Genomic DNA, 22,706 nt, shown 5'->3' with positions numbered 1-22,706 from the left:
TAACCCCGAGAAATCTTAAAAATTTGCAACGCATGGACAGCTCACATAACAGGCCGCCGGGATGATATCCCGACGGCCTGTTCCATGCTCGCCAGCTCCTGGCGTTAATATCCGGGGAGCATCGGGGAAATATGCCGGTTTTATTTGATGTATTTCCAGCTAAAGTCCTTTCCGTGGACCTCCACCTCCAGATGTCCGGGTGCAGTCCCCTCAAAGGTTCCATGCCACCAATTTCCGGACACCGCCCCAGCCGTGATAAACTGTACACCCTTTACCTTGATTTCTTCATACAGGTGCATATGCCCCTGTAGCACCAGCTTGAGGCTGTGCTCCTTGAAAAGGTCAAACACCTGCTTTTGATTGACAAAGGTATCCGTACTTGTGTAACTCCCTTCCAGCACCGGGTAATACACAGATAAAAAAGGGACATGTGAGATGACCACCAAGGGCTGGTCTTTGGCAGTACTTTTCACCAGCTCCTGCAGCCATGTCAATTGCTTCGCACCGATAACATACTGGTGATCTCTGGTTTCCACACTATTCAATACAATAAACTTCCAGCCTTTATGCTCAAAACTGTAGTAAGCCTGACCAAAAACCTTTTCAAAGAGCGCAAAGTCATTAAGGCCATTGCGTATGCCCCGAGGCAACCTGTCGTGATTGCCAATGGCCATATGATAAGGTTTACCTGTCCGGTCAAAGAGGTTCTTCAGTTGCTTGAGCCGTTGCTCCCCTGCCGGTAATTCAGCGGTTTTTAAGTTGTCAATATCCACATTGTCACCACCGCTGACGATCAATTCGACACCCGGCGGCAGGGATGTTAACCGCCGGTGCACCTGATCGAGAGTAGAGTCGCCATGAACATGCATATCCGTGAAAAATGCGAACTTAAAGTGCTGCGCTTTTGCCGTTCCACAGCACATTGCCAGCAGCATAAGAAGTAAAACAGGTGTTTTTATGCGTTTCATTACCATCCAAATATTTGTTTCAGGTTATCATTTAAAAGTATTTCCGCTTGCGGTATAGGGCGATAATAAAATTTAGGTGCTTCAAAAGTTCCTGTATTTTCGATTGTTTCGACAGTACCGCTATTTCCTTCCGAGAGAAACACGCCGACATCCTGACCAAAACGCCCAACCCTATAGTACTGCAATTCCCTTCCCAGGCTATTTTTCTCCTTTACGGCCGGTATAGATGCGGACGATGCCAGCAACACGATATCCGGAATACCATCGCCGGTCAGGTCGTGCTGGCCCAGCCCGGCGAAGTAGATGCCTTCCCGTTTATTCTTTAACAGCTCACCCACATTCCAGCGCATGAGGTCTGTAAACCGGAAGCCCTCAAAGGCAAGCTCTACCCGACGTTCCCGTCTGATCTCCAGAACGAGATTACGCTGGCTGCTTTCTACATTGGCATAGCGCGATGCCAGTACCGGATCTATCGCTACACCAAGAGTCATCGCCGGCATCCCCGCCCTTGCGCGCAACAGATTGATACTGCGGTCGAGATCCGCCTGCGTCAGCTGCCCTAGCTCTGCCTTTGCCTCCGCAAAATTCAAGAGGACCTCGGCATAGCGGTACAGTGGGATATCTAGGTTGTTACGCGCTTCCAAGCTCAATGTATTCTGAAACCCTTTGATCTGGTGGTAACCCGAAAAGTTTTTGGCCAGCTGCTGCACATACAGGCCAGCCCCCTGCGCATAGGTATGGGAATAGATCAGTTGCCATCCCGGATAAGCATAGGTCTGCGCCAGACGGGGGTCGCGGTTTTCGAATTCTTTAACAAAAGAATACTTTTGGTAACCGGGCTGCGCCGAATAAAACGAACCATCTTTCATTAAATACGCCTGCACAAGGTCGCGCAGCGGATAATATTCGTAATTACCAAACATCCCGGGCCATGAACTTGCATTGAGCACGTTGTTGGCAAAAAAGCGACCGAGTACCACCTCCTTGTTGTTTTCCAGGTTTTCACTGAAAAACAGGCTTCCATAGTCTTGATCAGGCTTGCCGGAATTATGGATCACAAAGCCACCCTCCCGCATCATCTGGTCACTCACTTGCTGTGCTTTGGTCAAAAAACCATTTGCCGAACTTTTCAGATCCAGTTCATTGTGGTATTTTCGGTAGGTGCCCTCATAGAGTGCAAAGCGGCTGTACTCCTGTAAAACGACCCACTTGTTGACGGTACCCAGCTTTATCCGGGGTTGTACATGTTGGGCAGCAAACTCAAAATCCTCCATAATTTTCTGGACGACGGTAGCACGTGGGTCACGTTTGGCGAAGAGATAATTCGCGTCACTCACTTCCAAAGCCTTATCCACCCAGGGCACGTCCGAAAAGCGCTGTACCTTCTCCACATAAAACCGAGCCCGAAAATACCGGCCCAATCCTTCATAATGTGCTTTCTCACTTTCGCTAACCCTGGCTTTAGCCATATGTTCCAGAAAGAAATTAATTTTGCGGAGCTGCTCCCAGTTCCAGCCACCCGTAATGGTCGCCGCGGATGCATTACCTGCCATGATTGTTTTGATCTCCGTATTGCCGGTCGTACTGGCATTGTCCGAGGTTGCATCGGCCTCATAAATGCCCAGCCCCGGAAAGTCGTACAAGCCATTGATATACAGCTCCAGGTCAGTGGCTGTATTAAAAAAGTTCTCATTATTGATCGCGGTCTCCGGAACACGGTCTAAGTAGCTGTCGTTACAGCTTCCGAGCAGCGAAAGCCCCGAACATACAACGGCTAATTTTATATATTTATTTATCATGATATGCGATTAAAAAGTCAATTGAATACCAGCAGAAAAACTGCGCTGGAAAGGATATGTCAACCCGTTGCCGACACGATCCGAACCTGCAGTCGGGTTTGTATAAATATTTTCATTCAAGGTCTCCGGATCAAAATAGCGCTTCACGGCAGACCATTCGATAATGTTCTCTCCACTCAGATAGACACGTAAGCTGCTGATCCTGGCCCTTGAAGTAAGGGATTTCGGCAGTGTATAACCGACCGTCAGGTTTTTGAGACGTAGGTATGCTGCATTCAGCAAGTAGTTGGTCTGTGGTATGGCCAGACCCTGCGCCTGATCAATACGGGTACCCAGATTGCGGTCGGCGAGCCAGGACTGCAAGATGGGGTAAGCCGCATTCAGGTTCTGATCTGCCAGGCCCAGGTTGAGATAAGCCCGGGAATGCTTGGCGCGATCGATCTCCGAATCACTTTCGGGGCGATAGAAATCCAGCAGATGCCCGTAGAAGTTACCGTACGGCTGTTGGTATGTTCCCCAATACAGGTAATCCAGCGGATAATAATCGCGTTTGCCTATTCCCTGAAAAAATGCGCGGACATCAAAACCTTTCCAATCTGCAGAAAGGTCTAGTCCAAATTGATACCGTGGCGTGGAATTGCCAATGATCTTAAGATCTTTGGTATCTCCGAGGGTATAGCCTATTTCAATCTTACCATTACCATCCTGATCGACATAAGTCGGCCATCCCGGTACGATAGACAGCGCTCCCCAGGGGATGATGGACGTCTGGTCCAATTTGGCGATCTCTGCCTCATCTTTAAAAAGCCCATTGCTCTGCAAGCCCCAGATCTCGCCCATGCGCATGCCCTCATAATACTGTAAGATGCTTTTGTTCGGGTTGTCAAAGCGCGTAATCTTGGATTGTGAATCTGACAGCAGCAATTTCGCATTGAAGCGGAGAGGCGCATTGGCCAGTTCGAAGCGATCCTGGAAATTGACGGTCAGTTCCCAGCCGTTGGTCTTGAGATCTGCCGCATTTTCCCGGGGCTCAGCCGCCCCCAGAATATTTGGCAGGTCCTTGCCCAGCGTCAGCATACCCAGAGTACGCCTTGAATAATAATCAAAACTGGCAGACAGTTTATTTTTAAGTACGGCGACGTCCATGCCCACATTTATGGTATTGACCTTTTCCCAGGTATAGTTTGGAGACACCAGTGAAGGAACCTGGATAAAGATCCCCCGTTCGCTGCCGAACAAGTAATCTGCATCCTTTTTTTCCATTGCAGGCAGATAGCCATAGCTGGACACAGACTGATTGCCGAGCTGCCCGTACGATGCCCTCAGTTTCAGGAGATCCAGGCCGGGCAGCGCCATAAAATTCTCCCGGTCAAGGCGCCAGGCCACGGATCCCGAAGGGAAAAAGCCAAAACGTTTGTTTTTGGGAAAACGCGAGGAGCCATCATAGCGCCCGTTAAATTCGACAATATACTTATCATCGTAGGTGTAGTTGAGCCGATAGAAAGCACCACGCAAGGCATAAGTATCAATCGCTTCACCCATTTTCATTGTACCGGTGGCAAATTGGATTGTTGGAAAAGATTCCGAGATCAAGCCCGCCCGCTCGGCATTGATGAGTTCGTAGCGGTAATCCTCCTGGTTGAACCCCAATACCGCGTTGACCTGATGTTTGTCAAAAGACTGCATATAGGTGCCGTATATATTATACACGTTATGGTAGATAAACCCCGCCTCCCGGTAAGCACCTGTGGTTCCCTCTTTGCGCACATCGTCGGGGCCGTAGCCGATCTCGTACTGATTGGTATACCAATTGCGGTTCAGGGAGTTGCGACGGAACGTGTAGTCTGCATTGAGTTTGAATCTGTTGCCAAAAAAACGGAGTTCGGTATTGAAGGTCGATTGCACGTCCAGGTACTTACGGTCACTTTTTCCGCCATCGACCATCTGCGCCGCAATGATGCCGGCCGAGGAATTGGCCCAGGTGCCGTCCGGATTCTTGTCAAAAGAAGTCGGGAAGATATTGTAAATATCTGCCAGGCTCATCTGTGAGGGGGTAAGCCGACGAATGCTTCCGATCACCGTATTGTTGCCAAATGAGATCAAGTCAGAAAGTCTATAATTGACCTTGGAGCGCAAATTGTATCGGTCAAAATAGTCTTCCGTGAGTTTAACCGGTGAATTTTGCCTATTGTAGCTGCCACTGATATAGTACTGTACCTTTTCATTAGCCCCCGATATGGAGAGGTCATGCGAGCTGGTGGCATTCCAGTCAGACAGGAAATAGCGTGTCCAATCCCTGTTGCCCATGTATTCCCAGACTTTGGAATCGGAGGGGTTGATGCGCACACCGACAATCGAAGGGTCGTCTGAGCGTTCCTTGGCATATTGGTAAAACTGATCCGAGTAATTGACATTGTCCCAGGGCGTATTGTCGGTCGAAGTCTCCAGCAACCTGGAGAACACATACGGGTCGGTTATTTTGTCGGGCATCACCGTGGGCGTATTCCAGGTAAAATTGTTGGAATAGCTCACTTTCGCCTCACCTTTTCCGGTCTTGGTGGTCACGATCAGTACCCCAAACGAGGCGCGGGCACCATATATCGCTGCTGCTGACGCATCCTTGATCACGGTGAAGGACTCGATATCCTGTGGCGCAATACGGATCAGCTCTTCGGCCGATACCGGTACATTGTCTACCAGGATCAGTGGATCGCCCCCGTTGATGGAAGTTATGCCCCGGATATTGATATTGGGCACGGCCCCCGGTGCTCCAGAATTGAACCGTATATTCAAGTTGGGCGCGATCCCCTGCAGCCCCTGAGCTGCATTCGAAATCGGGCGGCTGTCGAGCACCTCACCGCTGATATGGTCGACCGCCCCTGAGAGGTTGGTCTTTTTTTGCGTGCCGTAGCCCACGACGACGACTTCATCCATTTGGTTGGCATCCGTCAGCTGGAAGACTACGCTGGAGCGCTTTCCCGGACTGACGATAAATTCGCATTCTTCTTTGCCCTTGAGTCCCGTGAAACTCGCGGTAATACAGTAGTTGCTGTCCACGGGCAGGCCGTTGAAGACCACTTTCCCCTGCTGGTCGGCCTGTGCCGCACGCCTGAAGTGACTCACCTTGTTGTTCACCGTGACCGTTGCATTTGCCAAGCCCTTCGACTTGGTATCCTGCACGATGACAACAAGTTCCCCACGCTGCTGGGCAAAGCCCTCCTGGCCGGCAGCAATTGCCAATAGTAGTAACAAGGCCCCTTTGGCCGGCCTCTTCCTGGTTAACGATAGTTGCATATTTTTCATTAATAATGGTGCATAGTTTACCCGGGCTCCCCTATTATGGGGTGCACATCCTGGTGTTTCTCATTGATTTTTACGGACTGTTTTTTATGATCGTATAGGTATTTGTTTCGTTATTAAACCTGAGCTCCAGATCATTTGCAAGACAGATTGTCTGTAGGATCTGCCCCACATCATTCTCTCTGGTGTACGTACCATAAAATGATAATCCGGCAACTTGGTCCGCCGAAAATAAAATGGAGGTGCGGTAGAACGACGCTATGGCAGGCAGCACTTCAGCAAGCGGCTTATGATGAAATACCAATGACGTCTGAATGACCTCTTCCACCGGTTTTTGCATTTTAGAAAACCGCTCCTTTTTCGGCGGTACGGCCGGCTCATTCCATGTTTGCCCCGGTGTCAGGTAAGCAAGGAGCCTCTCCTTCCCATTTTGGTCGCGTTCCTTAATGGACACCCGGCCCGTTATCAGGCGTACTTCGGGTTTGGCGTCTTTCGTCTCCTGGCTCACCCAGAACGAGGTGCCCAATGCTGTCGTTAGGATATTGCCGGCCAGCACGGTAAATGGGCGGGCTGTATCGTGCGCCACCTCAAAAAATGCCTTACCCTGCAATTGAATTGCGCGCTGCCCCTGCGGGAAGGGCTGCATCCAGGTCAGCGTCGAATGCGCCAGCAGGCGGACTTTGCTGCCATCCTCCAATATAAGCGTGCTATCTCGCGGTACGGTACAGGACATCCTGCCCGGCCTGACCGGAGTTCTGTTCACTACAGCAGAGATCGTTTGCACGGGCTCCTCGCCCGGACGGTCTTCCCATAGATACCATGCGAATGAAAAACATAGGAGCGCGGCTGCCGCAATTTTGAGCAGCGGCTTCCAGGCAACAGGAGCACGTCTTACCGCTGTTTCTGCTGGCAGTAGACGCGCGTCAATCCGCTCCTTCATGCGCAGCTTTGCTGTATCACCGTCCAGTGAAGATCCCGCAGCCACATCGAGCTCCCGCAGCCATTGCATTAAGTGCGCGCGCTCCACATCGGTGATCTGCCCCGAGATATATTTTTCAATCAATCTTTCCAGTTCTCTTTTTTCTTGCTGCATACACCCTATAGTTGCTGCAATGCGGCAATCGTACCATTCCAAATGCGTTAAGCTTATGTAAAGTTTATTTTAAGGAATTGCAGGGTTTTCAGAACTGTGTCCCAAGCCCGGGGCAAGACGGTTGCACTAAAAGAAAAGCAGGAAAGATAAGGACAAGAAGACGGTGGGATTCAGTTGCTGTTGCTGCATATGCTGGCGCACCAGGGTCAGCGCCTTACTTAACTGGTTTTTTACGGTCTGTAGTGAGATCCCCAGCTGTTCGGCTATTTCATGGTTACTGAGGCTGCGCTGATACTTGAGGTTAAAGACGACCCGCATCCGGTCGGGCATGTCGACCACAGACTGTTCGATGGCCACCAGCACATCCGTATAGTTTTCTTCATAGCCATCGATCGGGAATACATCCTGAAGGCCATCCTGAATCATAAGGCTATAGTGCTCAATATGTTTTTGATGTACCCCTTCCCTTCGGAAATGCTGGAAAAGCTTGTGATACAAAGCAGAGATCAGGTAGGCTCGCAATCCGCTATGGATATTGATCCTATATCGTCTCTGCCATAGGTCGACAAAAAGATCCTGGACAACGTCCATGGCCACATCCACATCTCCGACCTTTCGGATAGCGATCTGGAGAAGCGTGCTCCAATGCTGCTCATAAATTTCATCAAAAGCACTGTAATCCGCATTTGCCAGACGTTCTAATAGCATGGCGTCTATCGTTTTCACAAGCATGGTTTCTAGATCAATAATTCTTCGTCTGCCGTAAAGATCAGGCTTTAATACAAATACAGTATTAAGGACAGGTAAAGAATACATTAACGCCGCAGTGTGGCCAGCAAAAAAAAACAGCCATTCTGGTTCAGTGTCCTATTGAGCGACTGCTGTTTCAAATTTCCATTTGCAAAACTCATTTTAATATCGTAATATTGCGATATTAAATATTATCAGCTATGGGACTTACCAAAACAGAGATTTTTGCAGACGAGCAGAACCAGCTGGCCACCGCCTTCAAAGTACTGGGCCATCCTGCGCGGATCGCGATCCTGCAGTATATTATCGACAGGAAAGCCTGTATCTGCAATGACCTGGTCGAAGAACTGGGACTTGCCCAGGCGACGATCTCCCAGCATCTCAAGGAGCTCAAAAGTACCGGTATCATTCAGGGAACGATCGAAGGCAAATCCGTCTGTTACTGTATTGACGAAGCAGTATGGAAAAAAGTTCAACACGATTTCAACAGCTTTTTCAATCAGGAGGTTAAAGTGACGAGCTGCTGCCCGTAGCTTTTTTTAAACTATTATCATCGTCATATTGCAATATATCATTAACACATAAAATACATCGTTATGAGACTATCCGAAATCAAAGAAATCCTTCCGACATTGGACCATGTCGAGTTTCAGCTGGAAAACGGAACTTTTGTTCCTGAGCATTTCCATGTTACCGAAGTGGGACAGATCACGAAAAAATTTATTGACTGCGGCGGCGTGGTTCGTGAAGAAAAAGCCGTCAACTTTCAGCTCTGGAATGCAGATGATCTGGAACATCGCCTCAAACCCGGTAAATTACTGCACATCATCAACTTATCCGAAGAAAAACTGGGCATTGAAGATGCAGAGATCGAAGTGGAATACCAGAGCGAGACCATCGGTAAATACAGTCTGGAGTACAACGGCAAAACCTTTGTCCTCAAAAACAAAACGACAGCCTGTCTGGCACAGGATGCCTGCGGGATACCCTCCGGGAAAGCCAAGACAGATCTTCGCAATCTTACTGTGGTATCCTCTTCATCGTCCTGCTGCACTCCGGGCTCAGGGTGCTGTTAAACGATGCAAAACCTTGCTTTTGACATGATCTACCCGACCTTATCCGATACCATCAGCCAGCTGCGCCAGGAGCAGCTGGTCGGCGAAGCGCGCCGGGCTGCCCTGCAGCCGCTGATTGACTATGTGCAGGCCAAAGTACATGCCGGAGCCCCCGTCAATCTCCATTTTATCTGCACCCACAACTCACGGCGCAGCCATATGGCACAGGTATGGGCGCAGACGGCTGCGCTATACTTTAATGTAGCGCAGGTCCATTGCTATTCAGGTGGTACCGAGGCGACCGCCTTGTTCCCCAGAGTCGCCGGAACGCTGTCCGCCCAAGGGTTTAAGGTATTCCAGATCGCCGGCGGCAGCAATCCGGTATATGCGATCAAGGCTGGCGGCAATATCAGTCCGGTCATCGGTTTTTCCAAAACCTACGACAGCCCCTTCAACCCGACAGCAGATTTCGCGGCGATCCTGACCTGCACGCAGGCTGACGGCGACTGCCCTTTTATCGCGGGGGCCGAAAAACGTATATCATTGCCTTTTGACGATCCGAAACAAGCTGACGGAAGTCCGGATCAGGACCGCGTCTATGCTGCGCGCAGCCTGGAGATCGCGGCGGCACTATTTTATGCATTTTCCAAGGTGAAGCTATAGTCACTCTATCCACTATAAAAAGAGCCCCATATCCGCAGGGATATGGGGCAGGAATAACCAGTTTAATCACATTATCGTCTGCCATACCCCTGGTTTGCAGGCAGGTAGCGCCATATAGCTGCGCTCAGGGAACGTAGATAAATTTCTTATTTACCGTGACCGGATCGCCACCGTTGTTGACTGTCTTTTCAATCGCCGTCAATGGGTAACCATCTTTGTCATATGTATAGGAGGTGGTGATGACCTGGTGCAGCTCGCCCGTTTCATCGACCGTTGTTTCCTTGACAACATTGTGCCGGCTGTAAGTCTGGGTAAATAGCGCGAGGTAGTTTCCGGCCGATGTCGCATAGGGATTGGTTTTGTTATCGTACTCGTAGCTGGTTTTTATCGACAGTTCCAGTTCATCCTCGTCATTCACGGTATAGATTTCGACACGCTCTACCTCGCCGTTCGGGTTATAGAACATTTTTCTTTTGAAATAAGGTACCTCACTCTCCAGCAGTCCGTAGCCGGTAACTTCCTTGACCTGCTTGCCCTGATATACATATTGGTTGTACGCATTTGCTGTCTGTGCATCCGTGGCATACAGTTCTTCTTTCACCAGGCGGTCATCCTCATAGACAAATTTGATTTTTCCGTCCGAATGGCGCACCTCCACCGGCCTGTTGTTATGATAGGTAATTGTGGAGCGCGAAAGTTCTCCGCCGCTCACATCCACAAGCTCCGTCAGTGCACCGTTTGTATATTTAAACTCCATGTAATTGTCTACATCCGTCTCGATCTTACTGAGTCTTTTCCCGTCCTTAATAGGTTCCAGGGGATTATCGCTGTCATTCTTCGAACAGGAAAAGAGCATCAGCCCGACGATGGACAGTGTGCAGATTTGTTTTGCGATAGCTAATTTTTTCATTTTTCTGGTTTTGATTGTTTTGATTTTTATTTCTCAAAATTAATTCCCTGCCCGACGCCTGTCCATCACATTTTTGTGTGATTCTATCGTCCATCATTTGGGTTCCAGTACGCCAACGGCCAGCTGTGGGCATAAGCGCCGGCTTCCAATATGCATAACGTAAAAAGCATGCCTGCAATGATTTGTGCATATGGCGTACAATCACCTGGAAATATGACCGCTGTCACCTCTAATCCAAGTGGTTATACCTACATTGGTGTCATGAAAGAATAGATATCATTTAACAAATCCACAGCAATGAACAGCATCAGCGATTACGACAACTTTTTCCTTCCAGCAGATAATCTGGAAGAGGCAAAAGAATTTTATGGCAGGCAGCTTGGTCTGAAAGTCAAATTTGATTTTGCGGACAAAGGAATGACAGCATTCCGGGTAGGCGCCCACGAGCCGGCGATTATCTTGAGCACCCGACATGCCCAGCCGGCGATATGGTTTACGGTGGAGAGTGTAAAAACGGCTTACGAAGACCTTAAATCCAGGGGCATATCATTTCTGAGCGAACCATTTGAGATTATGACCGGCTATGCCGTTGAATTCAATGATCCCTTTGGGAACAAGCTAGGGCTGACAGATTATAGTAAAATCGGGCCATCTTCTTAACGCTTATCAAAAAAAGAAACCGCATCAAAAATAAATTTGACGCGGCTTTCTTTAACCACCTAAATAAAATAAATGCCTTTTCCTTAAGCACCTATTTATGCTGTTGTATAGGATAACATCACTTGACTTCAAACTCGTAGATCCCCACGGATACTTCTTTGCCCATCCGGAATTTTAACCGGACTTTTTGGGTCTTTACAGGCTCAAACCTTACCGTATTGACCTTGTCCTGTTCGTTGGAATAGGCCGTTGTATTTTTTACGGCCGTCCAGTTACCTTCCGCATTGAGGTATTCGACCGACCAGCTGTCGGGAATGCGGCAGCCGCCCCAGGGGCGGTCGTCCCACCAGTAAACATTTGCCATGGAGATCTCCGCAGGCTTTTCCAGCTCATAGGATATCCATTCCTCCGTACCTTTGGCGGGCCATAAGGAATAAAATGATACGTCGCGGTCCGAAGAGCTTTTGGGCCAGTAGCCGTCATTGACTTTTGCCAGCGCGTGGGCCGGACCTTTAGAAGACTCCACTTTCGCCGTTGTGGTCATCGTCACCGGGGGCAGTGGCCGGGTGTATTCCAGCGTTCTGGGAATCCAGACCTCCATCTCACCCGCGCCCCGGTTGGCCCAGGCATAATAAGGGATGGCCGTGAGCTGTTTGTCCTCTTCGATGATCTTGTTCTGCTGATCGCGGGCGGTACTCTTGCCGTTCATCGTGAGGGTCACGATACCATTGAGTTTATCAGGCTGATAGCTGCTCTCCACGGTCGCATCATCTGTCAGCACGGCATTGGAAACCTTCCCATTGTTGTCCGGCCATTCCAGGCAGTAAACAATAGGACCCCGCTCCAGAGCCACCTTGCCCCTGTCGTCTTTCACCTGATGATTGGCGATCGTACGCTTCACATCCATGGGCAGTACCAGGTCGACACGGTCCCCTTTTTGCCATTGGCGGCTGAGGCTGGCATAACCATTTGCCTGAATCGTGAATTCAACCGGCTGACCATTGATCTTGATCTCAACCTCTTTGCGTTCCGGTTTCAGGTACGTGTACAGCTTGCCCGGAACCGGACGGTCGACAGCCCATCCCGGTATGCGGAGCAGCAGTTCAAAGGCGTCCGGTTTTTCGGGGCTGATCTGTATTGCCGTATGGCCTTCCCAGGGGTAATTGGACTTTTGGGCAATATGCACCTTATTTCCGGGCAGGTCGATCGTGGTTTCGCTTTCGACAAAAAGGTTGACATAGATATGGTTGTCCTTATGCGCATAAGCATATCCCGGGATGGATGGGATAAAGCGGCAGACATTGCTCGGGCAACAGGCACAGCCAAACCATTCGCTGCGCGCATGCTGCCCTTCCGATGCCAGGGGATTGGGGTAGAAAAAGCGGTCGCCGGCGAGGCCTACCCCCGAGAGCACACCGTTGTACAGGGTACGTTCGATGACATCGTAGTATTTGGCATCACCATGCATCAGAAACTGCCGGTGGTTCCAGTATACATTGCCGATTGCGGCACAGGTTTCGCAATAGGCCGACATGTTTGGCAGCTCATAGTTATCGCCAAATGCTTCCCCATGACCGCGGGCGCCGATCCCGCCGGTGACGTAGTATTTTTTGTCCACCACATTGTCCCATATTCTGTCTATTGCGTTCAGGTATGCCTTATCGCCCGTGAGTGCCGCGACATCAGCCATCCCCGAGTACATGTATACGGCGCGCACCGCATGGCCCACGGCCTCATCCTGCTGCACGACCGGTTTGTGACTCTGTGCATATTCACCGCGGACACCCTTTCCTTTGAGGTCGAGAAAATACTTCGCCAGCTCCAGATACTCCTTTTTCCCTGTTGTCCGGTACATCTTGGCGAGCCCCATTTCGACGATCTGGTGTCCCGGTTCGTATTTCAGGCCACCCACCAGAAAATCCTTGACCAGCAGATCCGCATTCCTGATGGCGATATCCAGCAAGGAGCGCTTGCCCGTGGCCATATAATGGGCCACTGCGGCCTCGTACAGATGTCCGGCATTGTACAGCTCATGGCTCAGGTCCGGATCCTTCTCCCAGCGCTTGCTGCCTACCCAGCCGTGCATCTTACCCGGCTCAGCAGCGGTCCGGGCAGTAAAGAGATAACCGTCCGGCTCCTGTGCCTTTCCGATATAATAGATCAAAGAATCCATCTGCTGTTCCAGTGCAGCATTGGGGTTGGTCTGCACCGAATAAGCCATTCCCTCGATGATCTTGTAGATATCCGTATCATCAAAAGGATATTCCGTACTGAAATAACCCTTCATCATCCCCGCCGCTTTTTTAAAATTGTCGACCCTTCCTGTCGAGTAGCACTGCTGCAGTGCGATCGGGATGGTCACCTGCTGATTGATCTTGAGCCTCGGCGCCCAAAACTTGTCCGTAAACTTCACATCCACAAACGAAACAGGTTCGATCGGATAGTCAAGCTTTTTATCCCTTGTCTCCTGAGCACGGCTTTCGCCAAGAAACAAGCTGCTCAGCACAACGGCTAGTACGGCATAACATTTTAATCTATACATAATTATGTGTATTAGGTGTACGATTTATTTAATATCCCGGATTCTGCCTCAGGTTTGCATTCGTATTGAGCGCGGCCCTGGGAAGGGAACAGCACACCTGTGAAAATGACCAATCCATACCAATTGATCCATTTTTCCTTCGCATTTCTGAAGCTCATATAAGTTTATTTAACTGGTTTGATTTATCCCAACTCTTTTTAAGTGTTAAGATGACGTTTATTAGAGCAAAATAAATATCTCCGCATCAGCAGAGATCAGCATCAGCATCGTTTTACGTTTATCCTCGGTTATTATGATCAATTTTAAGAAAAAAATAAATGTAAAACAAACATTTAATATATTCTTTTCGAAATCACCCGGCGGAGCACCCGCTTCCTCTTGTTTACTCTGGTCCATACCCTGTTCCCTGCGTGCCTCTGAGGGGGCATGCAGGGAGGCCTCCCTATCCACTGCCCGGCTGCATGATCTTACAGGTTGTGGGCTAAATCCAACATAAATTGTCTTTCCTAAAAATAAACCCTAATTTTGACTAACCGACACTTAACTAAGCCATCACGATGAACGTAGCCCATGTCCGACAATTGTTTACCCAGCTTTATGAAGAAAACTGGGTCAAGCTGTATGTGCATGTTTTTCGGATGCTGGACGACCGTGATGAGGCCCGTGATATTGTACAGGAGATCTTTGCGAATCTCTGGGACAGGATGGAGCGCCTCGAGATCGAGCATTCCTATCAGGCCTATCTCTTCCGTTCGGCACGCAATCTGGTGATCAACCGCATCGCCAGCCGCGATGTGGGGCGCAGGTACGAAAGCTACCTGGAGCATGCGGGCCCTGCCCTTGAGGTCATGCCCGATGAGCTGCTGCGGGAGAAAGAACTGGCCCGGCAGATCGAAGATGCCATTGAGAAGCTGCCCAGCAAAATGGCGCTGATCTTTAAGAAAAGCCGGTACGAACAACGCAGCTACCGCGAGATTGCCGAAGAGCTCGATATTTCTGAGCAGACAGTTAAAAAACAGATTTACAATGCGTTGACCCTTCTCAGAAAAAAAATACGGACTATTTTCATTTTTTTCTACCACTAAGCTGCCCCTTTCCTGTCTTCTAAGCAGCAAACAGAACAACTGCCCATGAAGACACCGCTATCCAGATCATTACTGCAAAAATATCAGCAGGGACTATGCAGCCCTGAGGAGACTGCGCTGGTCGAAAGCTGGTACAACCAGCTCAGCAAAGCAAACAACGCAAAGGAAATCCCCGAACTTGATCTCGCGGCCGAAGACCGCTATTTGCGGCAGACGCTCTTTGGCGACGAACTGCGGGCCGCGCAGCGGAAACGGGCCTACCTGAAAGTCGCGGCCAGCATCGCTCTTTTTCTGACGGCCGGACTGGCGATTTACTTTTTTTCCGGTCCTCCGCAGCCACAGCCGGCAGCCCCCTTTAGCATCGGCCAGTTTCAGGCCGAGCTGCTGATCGGCGATCAGGTGGTGAGCCTGGATGAGCGGCAGCCCCCAGCCCCCGCATGGATGGACCGGAACAAGGGCGACAAAGTGGCCCTACAGACCAGAAAAGGACAAGAATACCGGATGCAGCTGCCCGACGGCACCACGGTGTGGCTCAACGCCGACAGCAGGCTGGAGATCGGCAAGGACTACAATCAGCAACAGCGCGCCGTCTATCTGCAGGGCGAAGCCTATTTTAAGGTAGCCAAAAACAAAACTGTCCCTTTTATCGTTCATGTGGGCAGCACAAGCATAGAAGCACTGGGTACAGCGTTCAACGTGCGGCAGTACGAGAGCGACGGGCAGCTGCTGACCACAAGGCTTGACGAGGGCAGCATACGCGTCAGCAATGCCGGCCGGCAGCAGGTGCTGCTGCCCGGACAGGCGGTACAGGTGGACTTGCAGCAGGGCAGCTTCGAGCTACAGCAGCACAGCCGCCAGCCCGAAGGCCAGTGGAAAGACGGTTACTTTACCTTCGAGCAGACGCCGCTGCCCGAGATCATGGCCGACCTGGCCCGCTGGTACAATTTTACCTATACCCTGTCGCCGGCCTATGAAAAGAAAGTCCTGAGCGGAAAGATCAGCAAAAAAGAACCCTTTGCGGAGGTGCTCCGCATACTGCGGTTTGCCGGCATCAATTACACGGTCGACAAGGACCGCCTGCTGCTTGCCCCCTGACCCACAAACTAAACAAACGAATTTTAATCTAATACCCTATGAAAAACTCCGTAAAAGCAGTACTGTTTATGCTGATGCATGTCAACGGTTATGCCTTTAGCCAGCATCCGGCCGGTGCGCCGGATCAGATTCAGTTCAGACAGCTCGTCAAAACCATCGAGCAGCGCAGCGACTACCGCTTTGTCTATGACCCCAGCGAAATTAAGCCCGACCTGAACCTGGATGTGAACCTGGACAATACCAATATTCCGGAACTGCTCAGGCAGGCCTTTACCGCCAGGGGCATCCGCTACCGCATTGTCAACAACACCATTGTGCTTCAGGGCAAAGCTACAGGCAGCCCCCAGCAGACCGCTGTCAGCGGCCGCGTGCGCAATGCCGCCGGCGCCCCCCTTGAGGGCGTGAGCGTCCGTGTCAAAAACAAAGTGACCAGCACTGTCACCGACGCCGGCGGACAGTTCACCTTACATGGGCTGCAGGCCGACGACATCCTGTTGCTGAGCTATGTGGGCTACCGCAGCAAAGAAGTTAAAGTTGCCGGCGGCGGCCCCCTTGAGCTGAGCCTCGAGGCCGATCCCGGCAATCTCGACGAAGTGGTGGTCATCGGTTACGGTACCTCCTCCGTCCGCAAAAACACAGGTTCGGTATCCAGTGTGACCAGCCGGGAGATCGGAACGCAGCCCGTACTGGATCCCCTTGCCGCACTGCAGGGCCGGGTCGCCGGCCTCAACATCGCATCCAATTCAGGACTGCCCGGCGGCTCGTTTCAGGTGCAGCTGCGCGGCGTCAATTCACTGAGCAACGGCAGCAGCCCGCTCTACATCATCGACGGCATTCCCTTTTCGGACGAAAGCATGAACCAGTTTACCCTGGCCAATGGCAATCAGAGTCCCCTGAGCCTGATCAACCCCAAGGACATCGAGCGCATCGACGTGCTCAAGGACGCCGACGCCACAGCCATCTATGGCTCCCGCGGTGGCAACGGGGTGATCCTGATCACTACCAAAAAAGGCAATAAAAGCGGGCTCAAAATAGACTTCAACGCCAGCATCGGTTCGGGCAAAGCCATCCGTAACCTCAAGATGCTCAATACCGAACAATACCTGCAGATCCGTAAGGAAGGCTTTGCGAACGACCAGTTTGAACCCACGGCGGATAACGCACCGGACCTGCTGACCTGGGACCAGAAGGCCAATAGTGACTGGCAGAAAGCATTTTACGGTGCCGGGGCGCCGTTCTCAAGCTACCAGCTCTCCTTTGCCGGAGGCAACGAGTATACACAGTATCTCGCCAGTACCAACTTCAACCGGCAGGGCGATCCCCTGCCCGGCAACAAGACCTATCAGCGTGGCGGAGCCCTGCTCAATCTGTCCACTCAGTCCCGGGACCAGCGCTTCAAACTCAACAGCAGCTTCAGCCTCAATCTGGACCGCAACAACACGGTGCCGACCGATATCGCACAGTTTTATAACGTGGCACCCAACTATCCGCTTTACGACGAAAAGGGGGACTACTACTGGTTCCAGCAGAATCAGCAGAATCCCGCGGCCTATATGGAGCGCTCGGCGCTGTCAAAGTCAAAATCGCTGCTGGCCAATCTGTCTGCCGAGTATGCGATCCTGCCCGAGCTGACGACCAAGATCAGCGTGGGCTACAACCTCAAGAGCATGGACCAGACGCGCCTGCTGCCCAATGCCGGATTCAATCCCGCCACTAGTACCGGCTCGATGGCTTCATACGGCAATTCGGACTACGAGTCCTACATCGTTGAGCCACAGCTCAATTACAGCAAAACATTTGGCAAGCACGATGTCAGGCTGCTCGCCGGCGGCACCTGGCAGCAGCGGGTCAGCGAGGGCAAATACATCGACGGCAGCGGCTACCCGAGTGATTCGCAGCTTGAAAACATGGCTGCTGCCGGAGCGCTCACGGTCCGCAACAACCAGTATGCCGACTACCGCTACCAGTCGGCCTTCGGCCGGATCAGCTACGCCTACGATGACCGCTACCTCTTCAATGTCAGCTACCGCCGGGACGGATCCTCGCGCTTCGGCCCCAACAACAAATACGGTAACTTCGGATCAGTGGGCGCGGCCTGGGTATTCAGCAGCGAGGAGTTCCTGCGCGGGCAGTCCGTACTGAGCTTCGGGAAGCTGCGGGCCAGCTGGGGCGTGACCGGCAATGACCAGATCGGCGACTACCAGTATCTCGATACCTGGGGCACCAACTTCGCCTACCAGGGCATCTCGGGCCTGTACCCGACACGCGTATACAACCCCAATTTTGGCTGGGAAGAAATCAGAAAGAAAGAGCTGGGCCTTGACCTCGGATTTTTGAAGGACCGCATCTTCATGACCCTCAACTACTACAACAATAGATCCGGCAACCAGCTGATCGATATTACCCTGGCGCCACAGACGGGCTTTACCTCCTATTTTGGCAATCAGCCGGCAAAGATCGAAAACAGCGGCTGGGAGCTGGAGCTCAGCAGCACCAATATCCAGCGGGAACAGTTCAGCTGGAAGACCAGCTTCAATATCACCTTTCCGTCCAATACCCTGCTGGAATATCCGGGGCTTGAGAGCAGCAGCGATGCGCGCCGCTACGTTATCGGCGAGTCCACACGCATCGTGCGCGGCTTCCAGTTCACCGGTGTGGATCCGCAGACCGGCATCGCCCAGTTCAGGGATGTGGACGGCGACGGCAAGATTACCGATTTCAATGACTACGTGACCCTGGGTTCAACCATGCCGCGCTATTACGGCGGCCTCAGCAACAACCTGAGCTATGGCCCGCTGAGTCTGGGCTTCATGCTGCAGTTTGTCAAGCAGGAAGGCCCCTCCATCGGCTATGGGCCACTGGCGACCACCATCGGTGCCATGGCCAATCTGGACGAATACGTACTGGGCCGCTGGCAGCAGCCCGGCGACATCACCGATATCCCACGTGCCACGGCCAATAGTGCCAACGAGGCCAATGTGGTGTACCGCAACAATTACCGGTACTCCTCTGCGGTCTGGGACGACGCCTCCTTCATCCGACTAAAAAATGTGTCGCTCAGCTACGATATCTCGCGGTGGGCGCAAAAGATCCACATCAGCCGGGCCGCCCTGCAGTTTACCGCGCAGAATCTGCTGACCTGGACCAGCTTCAGGGGCATGGACCCCGAGATGCCCGGTTTTGACCGCAGCTACCTTTCAGATGTCAACCCCTTCGGGTCTGTACGCACCAGCGCCACACCGTCGTTGCGTACCTATACCTTTGGTGTGCAGCTCACTTTTTAATCAATCATGAAACGACCAACGAACTATCCCATGAAAAAATATATCATCTACAGTCTCTTTGCCACACCGCTGCTCCACCTGTCCTGCAGCAAATTTCTGGAGACCGATCCGCCGCGCACCGAAGTGGCTGCCGGCGCGGCTTTCAGCGACGCCAAAACCGCCAGCGCAACAGTAGCCGGGCTGTATACCAGCATGAACAATTACAACAACCAGTTTGCCAGCGGACTGATGACCATCGTCCTGGCGAGTCTGGCCGACGAGTACAATTCAGCCTTTACCACTTATGATGAGTATAAATACAATAAACTCAGTCCCGCCACCTCTTATCTCGACCGTCTCTGGTCCCAGCCTTTCAGCTATATCAACCATAGCAACAAAATTATCGAAGGTCTGGAAGCCTCGTCGCTGAGTGCTGAGGTCAAGGCAGAGCTGTCTGCCGAAGCCCGTTTTACGCGGGTATTCTGCTACTTTTACCTTAGCAATCTGTTCAACAAAGTCCCTCTGATCACGGACACCAAAAATCTGGAGGCCAACAACCAGAAAGGTCCAGCATCCCGGGAAGAGCTCTATGCCTTCATGGTGGAAGACCTCAGGCAGGCTGCTGCGGACATCCCCGATACCTACATCGGCACCGAACGCACCCGTCCCAACCGAAAAGCAGTGGAAGCCTTATTGGCCCGGGTATACCTCTACCGCTCGGACTGGGCCAATGCCGAAGCCACAGCCACCAAAGTCATCGGCGACAGCCGTTATGAGCTGTCCCGCGATCTGAATACCGTGTTCCTGAAAACCAGCAAAGAAGCCATCTGGCAGCTGCAGACCGTCAACCTCTCCACTGCTGGTGTCAATACCTGGGAAGGGTTCAGCATCGTTCCGGCCGTGGCAACAGCGCGGAGCTATTATCAGGTGTACGGCAGCACACTGGCAGATTATGAGGACGGTGACCTGCGTAAGGCCAACTGGCTGAAGCCCTATGCTGTCGGCAGTGAGACCCGTTATATGCCTTATAAGTACAAGGTGCGTACCGGCGCACCCGTTACCGAATACAACACCGTGCTGCGTCTGGCCGAGCAGTATCTGATCCGTGCCGAAGCCCGTCTCAACCAGAACAAGCTCGGTGCCGCCATCGACGATATCAACCAGATCCGTGAGCGTGCCGGACTCGATGCCCTGCCCCACACGATGGCCAAAGCCGATATCGCAGTGGCACTGGAAAAAGAACGGCAGCTGGAGCTGCTCGGCGAATGGGGGCACCGCTGGTTTGACCTGGTCCGGACCAACAGGGCCCTGCCGGTGCTCAAAGCAGCCAAAACAGACTTTAGCGAAAGCGACTTAAAAATACCGATCGCAAGTTCTATTCTATTGACCAACCCTAATCTCCAGCAGAATGATTAAGCTACTCAACCTTTCGCTGCTGCTCGTCCTGCTGCAAACCAGCCCCGTGCTGCGGGCGCAGGTCCGCATTGTGCCGGCAAAAGCCGTGGCCGGTGATACCGTGACGATCAGCTTTGATCCCCGTGGCAGCGCTGCACCCAGTGCCGCAGGCCCCTTTTTCGTGGACTTCGGCTACTCCAACTTTTACGAGCTGCCCAGCCGGATGCCCATGCAGCAGCAGCATGGCCGCTGGCAGGTACAGTTTAAGCTGCCGCCTTATGCCAACTTTTCCTGCTTTACCATTTCCGATAAGGACAAGAAATTTGTGCAGCAGGCCAGCGACAGCAGCCAGTACGAAATTTATATCTATAAACAGGGCAAACTCATTGCCGGCAATTACCTCGGTAAATCCTATAGCGTGCCGGTGCAGAACAAGACTTCCGACCGTATCGTCCCCCTGCAGGAACATTACTTAAAGAAAGAGCTCAGCCTGTATCCCGACAACTATGAGGCCCGGCTGCGGCTGATCGCTCTGCAGATGAAGGAGAGCAGTCCCGCCCGGCAGTCGGAGCTGCTGAAAGAAGGGCTGGCCGTGATCGAGCAAAGATTCAGGAGCAATCCCCTCTCCGAGGGCAATCTCAACAAAGTGACGATGGGCTATCTGATCCTGGGACAGAACCAGAAGGTGGACTCGATCCGCCGTGTGGTGGTGGACGAGTTTCCGAACGAAAAGATCGGGATCTCCTACCGGCTCAATACGCTGCTGCGTGAGCCGGACTCGTCCGCGGTGGTGGCAGGGATACAGCAGCTGCTGGAGCGCCGCACGGACAGCAACAAGGAGGCCTTAGGCAGTGCCTACGAGTACCTGTTCAGCTACTCCGTGCAGCGTGGCGACAGTGTGGCAGCACGTACTTACCTGCCCCTGATCACCACCTGGGAGCCAGATCCCTACAAATGGCGCGCGTACCGCAGCTATGTGCAGCTGATGCTGGACCACAAGATCCTGCTCCGCGAAGCCTCCAGGCTCAATCTGTATGTTCTGGACAGTATCGCGGCATACCCCGTGAGTCTGATCCGCTATTTTCCCGAAACCGGCTATCTGGTCGCCCACGATCCTGCGCGGGCCGACAAAATCGAAGCAGTCAAGGCGGAGATCATGGCCAGCCAGGGACTTCTGGCAGCCCGGCTGAACCAGCCGGAAGCCGCCCGGCAGTGGTTTGCCCGGAGCATCCCCACGCTGAAGTCTCCGGCACTGCTGAGCGCCGTCGCCGCACAGTACCAGCAATGGAATGATGCCGGAAGTGCCTTACCTGTACTCGAAGCTGCCTATCAGCAGGCCCCCTTTGACCCCAAGATCCGGCAGCTGCTGGAGGATGCAGTCGGCCATCGGGGGATCCGTACTGCCGCCGACCGGCAGGCCTATTTCAGCAAGCTCGACAGGCAGTGGAAGCAGCATTACTATCAGGAATTTGCGCAGACCATCGGCAGCAGCCCCTTTCCGGCGGAGTTCAGCATCGTCGATATGTCGCGCAGGCCATTAGGCCCACAGGATCTGGAAGGCAAGATTGTGGTCATCGACTTCTGGGCGACCTGGTGCAAGCCCTGTATTGCCTCCTTCCCCTACCTGCATCAGGTGTACAAAAAGTATGCAGACGACCCCAAAGTGAAGTTTGTCGTGCTCAATTCTGGCAGCGGCAACAGCTGGGACGATGCCTACAAATGGGCGCAGGCCAATCCGCAATTCGACTTCCCCTTTTACTACAACCAGGACAAGAAACTGAGCAGCAAGCTCGATATCACCTCCATTCCGACCACGCTGATTCTCGACAGCAAACGCAATATCCGTTTCCGGAAAGTGGGATTTGAAGGTGAAAAGCTGCTACAGAGCCTGGATGCCATGATCGAATACCTAAAAGAACAGGAGCAGTAAAACCCGACAGCATAGACCGCGAGCCGTACATAAAGCGCAGTATAAACTGCGCTTTATGCACTATTTACACCCTATTTAATCGTGATCTATGCGTTTTTAATGCGTGATCTTGCGTTTTGTTATCCTATTGTTAATCCTCTGTTAACATAAACTTTATATGGAGTGGCTAGCTTTGCCGAATCCATGGCAGTGATTTCT

At 52.0% G+C, this 22,706-nt stretch carries 17 protein-coding genes; 9 read left to right on the top strand and 8 right to left on the bottom strand.

The genetic code is table 11. The features are described 5' to 3' along the window. Positions 1–140: 140 nt before the first annotated feature. From FGL37_RS18700 to FGL37_RS18680, 5 genes are all read right to left on the bottom strand, one after another. A complete protein-coding gene (locus tag FGL37_RS18700) occupies positions 141–968 on the bottom strand; it encodes a metallophosphoesterase family protein (RefSeq protein ID WP_051607112.1) in 828 nt (275 codons plus the stop codon). Continuing rightward, positions 968–2,767, bottom strand: coding sequence for a RagB/SusD family nutrient uptake outer membrane protein (locus tag FGL37_RS18695; RefSeq protein ID WP_037533836.1), 1,800 nt, complete (start codon positions 2,765–2,767; stop codon positions 968–970). The genes FGL37_RS18700 and FGL37_RS18695 overlap by 1 nt, the downstream gene beginning before the upstream one ends. Before the next feature lie 9 nt (positions 2,768–2,776). Next, entirely contained in the window at positions 2,777–6,070 is a 3,294-nt protein-coding gene (locus FGL37_RS18690; protein ID WP_051607113.1) for a SusC/RagA family TonB-linked outer membrane protein, read from the bottom strand. Positions 6,071–6,140: 70 nt separating this feature from the next. Beyond that, positions 6,141–7,160: a FecR family protein gene (locus FGL37_RS18685; protein WP_028070894.1), complete on the bottom strand. Its 1,020-nt coding sequence runs from the start codon at positions 7,158–7,160 to the stop codon at positions 6,141–6,143. A 126-nt stretch (positions 7,161–7,286) separates the two neighbouring features. Continuing rightward, positions 7,287–7,886, bottom strand: coding sequence for an RNA polymerase sigma factor (locus tag FGL37_RS18680; RefSeq protein WP_160169515.1), 600 nt, complete (start codon positions 7,884–7,886; stop codon positions 7,287–7,289). 224 nt (positions 7,887–8,110) lie between these two features. Here FGL37_RS18680 and FGL37_RS18675 point away from each other — a divergent pair, with 224 nt between their 5' ends. The 3 genes from FGL37_RS18675 (at position 8,111) to FGL37_RS18665 (ending at position 9,628) form a co-directional block, all read left to right on the top strand. After that, the gene (locus FGL37_RS18675; protein ID WP_028070896.1) at positions 8,111–8,443 is read left to right on the top strand and encodes an ArsR/SmtB family transcription factor; all 333 of its coding nucleotides are present in this window, start codon (positions 8,111–8,113) and stop codon (positions 8,441–8,443) included. Between the two features lie 63 nt (positions 8,444–8,506). Then, a complete protein-coding gene (locus tag FGL37_RS18670) occupies positions 8,507–8,986 on the top strand; it encodes a DUF6428 family protein (protein ID WP_028070897.1) in 480 nt (159 codons plus the stop codon). Between the two features lie 198 nt (positions 8,987–9,184). Further along, positions 9,185–9,628, top strand: a complete 444-nt coding sequence (locus FGL37_RS18665; protein WP_232048735.1) for a low molecular weight phosphatase family protein — start codon at positions 9,185–9,187, stop codon at positions 9,626–9,628. A gap of 124 nt (positions 9,629–9,752) precedes the next feature. Here the strand turns inward: FGL37_RS18665 and FGL37_RS18660 are convergent, their stop codons facing one another. Further along, positions 9,753–10,538, bottom strand: a complete 786-nt coding sequence (locus tag FGL37_RS18660; protein WP_028070899.1) for a hypothetical protein — start codon at positions 10,536–10,538, stop codon at positions 9,753–9,755. Between the two features lie 297 nt (positions 10,539–10,835). Between FGL37_RS18660 and FGL37_RS18655 the strand changes: the two genes are divergently transcribed. After that, complete coding sequence (locus FGL37_RS18655) at positions 10,836–11,198, top strand: VOC family protein (RefSeq protein ID WP_232048734.1); 363 nt, start codon at positions 10,836–10,838, stop codon at positions 11,196–11,198. A gap of 118 nt (positions 11,199–11,316) precedes the next feature. On the opposite strand, the gene FGL37_RS18650 is transcribed toward FGL37_RS18655, so the two are convergent. Both FGL37_RS18650 and FGL37_RS25420 read right to left on the bottom strand, forming a co-directional pair. Then, positions 11,317–13,740, bottom strand: a complete 2,424-nt coding sequence (locus FGL37_RS18650) for a glycoside hydrolase family 127 protein (RefSeq protein WP_037533838.1) — start codon at positions 13,738–13,740, stop codon at positions 11,317–11,319. 11 nt (positions 13,741–13,751) lie between these two features. After that, complete coding sequence (locus FGL37_RS25420) at positions 13,752–13,898, bottom strand: hypothetical protein (protein WP_160169516.1); 147 nt, start codon at positions 13,896–13,898, stop codon at positions 13,752–13,754. Between the two features lie 399 nt (positions 13,899–14,297). Here FGL37_RS25420 and FGL37_RS18645 point away from each other — a divergent pair, with 399 nt between their 5' ends. Genes FGL37_RS18645 through FGL37_RS18625 form a run of 5 tightly spaced genes read left to right on the top strand, consistent with a single transcriptional unit; the run spans position 14,298 to position 22,508 of the window. Beyond that, positions 14,298–14,825, top strand: a complete 528-nt coding sequence (locus tag FGL37_RS18645; RefSeq protein WP_037533841.1) for an RNA polymerase sigma-70 factor — start codon at positions 14,298–14,300, stop codon at positions 14,823–14,825. Positions 14,826–14,870: 45 nt separating this feature from the next. Next, positions 14,871–15,920, top strand: a complete 1,050-nt coding sequence (locus FGL37_RS18640; protein ID WP_051607115.1) for a FecR family protein — start codon at positions 14,871–14,873, stop codon at positions 15,918–15,920. Positions 15,921–15,958: 38 nt separating this feature from the next. Beyond that, positions 15,959–19,204 carry a TonB-dependent receptor gene (locus FGL37_RS18635; RefSeq protein ID WP_051607117.1) on the top strand — a complete coding sequence of 1,082 codons (3,246 nt, stop codon included), beginning with the start codon at positions 15,959–15,961 and terminating at the stop codon, positions 19,202–19,204. Positions 19,205–19,210: 6 nt separating this feature from the next. Beyond that, positions 19,211–20,599 (top strand): RagB/SusD family nutrient uptake outer membrane protein, encoded by a 1,389-nt coding sequence (locus tag FGL37_RS18630; protein WP_081817928.1) that lies wholly within the window; start codon positions 19,211–19,213, stop codon positions 20,597–20,599. Next, positions 20,592–22,508, top strand: coding sequence for a TlpA family protein disulfide reductase (locus FGL37_RS18625; protein WP_028070903.1), 1,917 nt, complete (start codon positions 20,592–20,594; stop codon positions 22,506–22,508). Before FGL37_RS18630 ends, FGL37_RS18625 begins: the two co-directional genes overlap by 8 nt. Positions 22,509–22,706 lie beyond the last annotated feature (198 nt).

The organism is Sphingobacterium thalpophilum (assembly GCF_901482695.1).
Taxonomy (GTDB): Bacteria; Bacteroidota; Bacteroidia; order Sphingobacteriales; family Sphingobacteriaceae; genus Sphingobacterium; species Sphingobacterium thalpophilum.
This window is presented reverse-complemented; position numbering and strand designations above follow the sequence as displayed.

What these genes read in the sequence shown, in the direction of transcription:
- FGL37_RS18700 (WP_051607112.1), bottom strand. Translation starts at nt 968, where the DNA reads ATGAAACGCATAAAAACACCTGTTTTACTTCTTATGCTGCTGGCAATG.
- FGL37_RS18695 (WP_037533836.1), bottom strand. Translation starts at nt 2,767, where the DNA reads ATGATAAATAAATATATAAAATTAGCCGTTGTATGTTCGGGGCTTTCG.
- FGL37_RS18690 (WP_051607113.1), bottom strand. Translation starts at nt 6,070, where the DNA reads ATGAAAAATATGCAACTATCGTTAACCAGGAAGAGGCCGGCCAAAGGG.
- FGL37_RS18685 (WP_028070894.1), bottom strand. Translation starts at nt 7,160, where the DNA reads ATGCAGCAAGAAAAAAGAGAACTGGAAAGATTGATTGAAAAATATATC.
- FGL37_RS18675 (WP_028070896.1), top strand. Translation starts at nt 8,111, where the DNA reads ATGGGACTTACCAAAACAGAGATTTTTGCAGACGAGCAGAACCAGCTG.
- FGL37_RS18670 (WP_028070897.1), top strand. Translation starts at nt 8,507, where the DNA reads ATGAGACTATCCGAAATCAAAGAAATCCTTCCGACATTGGACCATGTC.
- FGL37_RS18665 (WP_232048735.1), top strand. Translation starts at nt 9,185, where the DNA reads ATGGCACAGGTATGGGCGCAGACGGCTGCGCTATACTTTAATGTAGCG.
- FGL37_RS18660 (WP_028070899.1), bottom strand. Translation starts at nt 10,538, where the DNA reads ATGAAAAAATTAGCTATCGCAAAACAAATCTGCACACTGTCCATCGTC.
- FGL37_RS18655 (WP_232048734.1), top strand. Translation starts at nt 10,836, where the DNA reads ATGAACAGCATCAGCGATTACGACAACTTTTTCCTTCCAGCAGATAAT.
- FGL37_RS18650 (WP_037533838.1), bottom strand. Translation starts at nt 13,740, where the DNA reads ATGTATAGATTAAAATGTTATGCCGTACTAGCCGTTGTGCTGAGCAGC.
- FGL37_RS25420 (WP_160169516.1), bottom strand. Translation starts at nt 13,898, where the DNA reads ATGAGCTTCAGAAATGCGAAGGAAAAATGGATCAATTGGTATGGATTG.
- FGL37_RS18645 (WP_037533841.1), top strand. Translation starts at nt 14,298, where the DNA reads ATGAACGTAGCCCATGTCCGACAATTGTTTACCCAGCTTTATGAAGAA.
- FGL37_RS18640 (WP_051607115.1), top strand. Translation starts at nt 14,871, where the DNA reads ATGAAGACACCGCTATCCAGATCATTACTGCAAAAATATCAGCAGGGA.
- FGL37_RS18635 (WP_051607117.1), top strand. Translation starts at nt 15,959, where the DNA reads ATGAAAAACTCCGTAAAAGCAGTACTGTTTATGCTGATGCATGTCAAC.
- FGL37_RS18630 (WP_081817928.1), top strand. Translation starts at nt 19,211, where the DNA reads ATGAAACGACCAACGAACTATCCCATGAAAAAATATATCATCTACAGT.
- FGL37_RS18625 (WP_028070903.1), top strand. Translation starts at nt 20,592, where the DNA reads ATGATTAAGCTACTCAACCTTTCGCTGCTGCTCGTCCTGCTGCAAACC.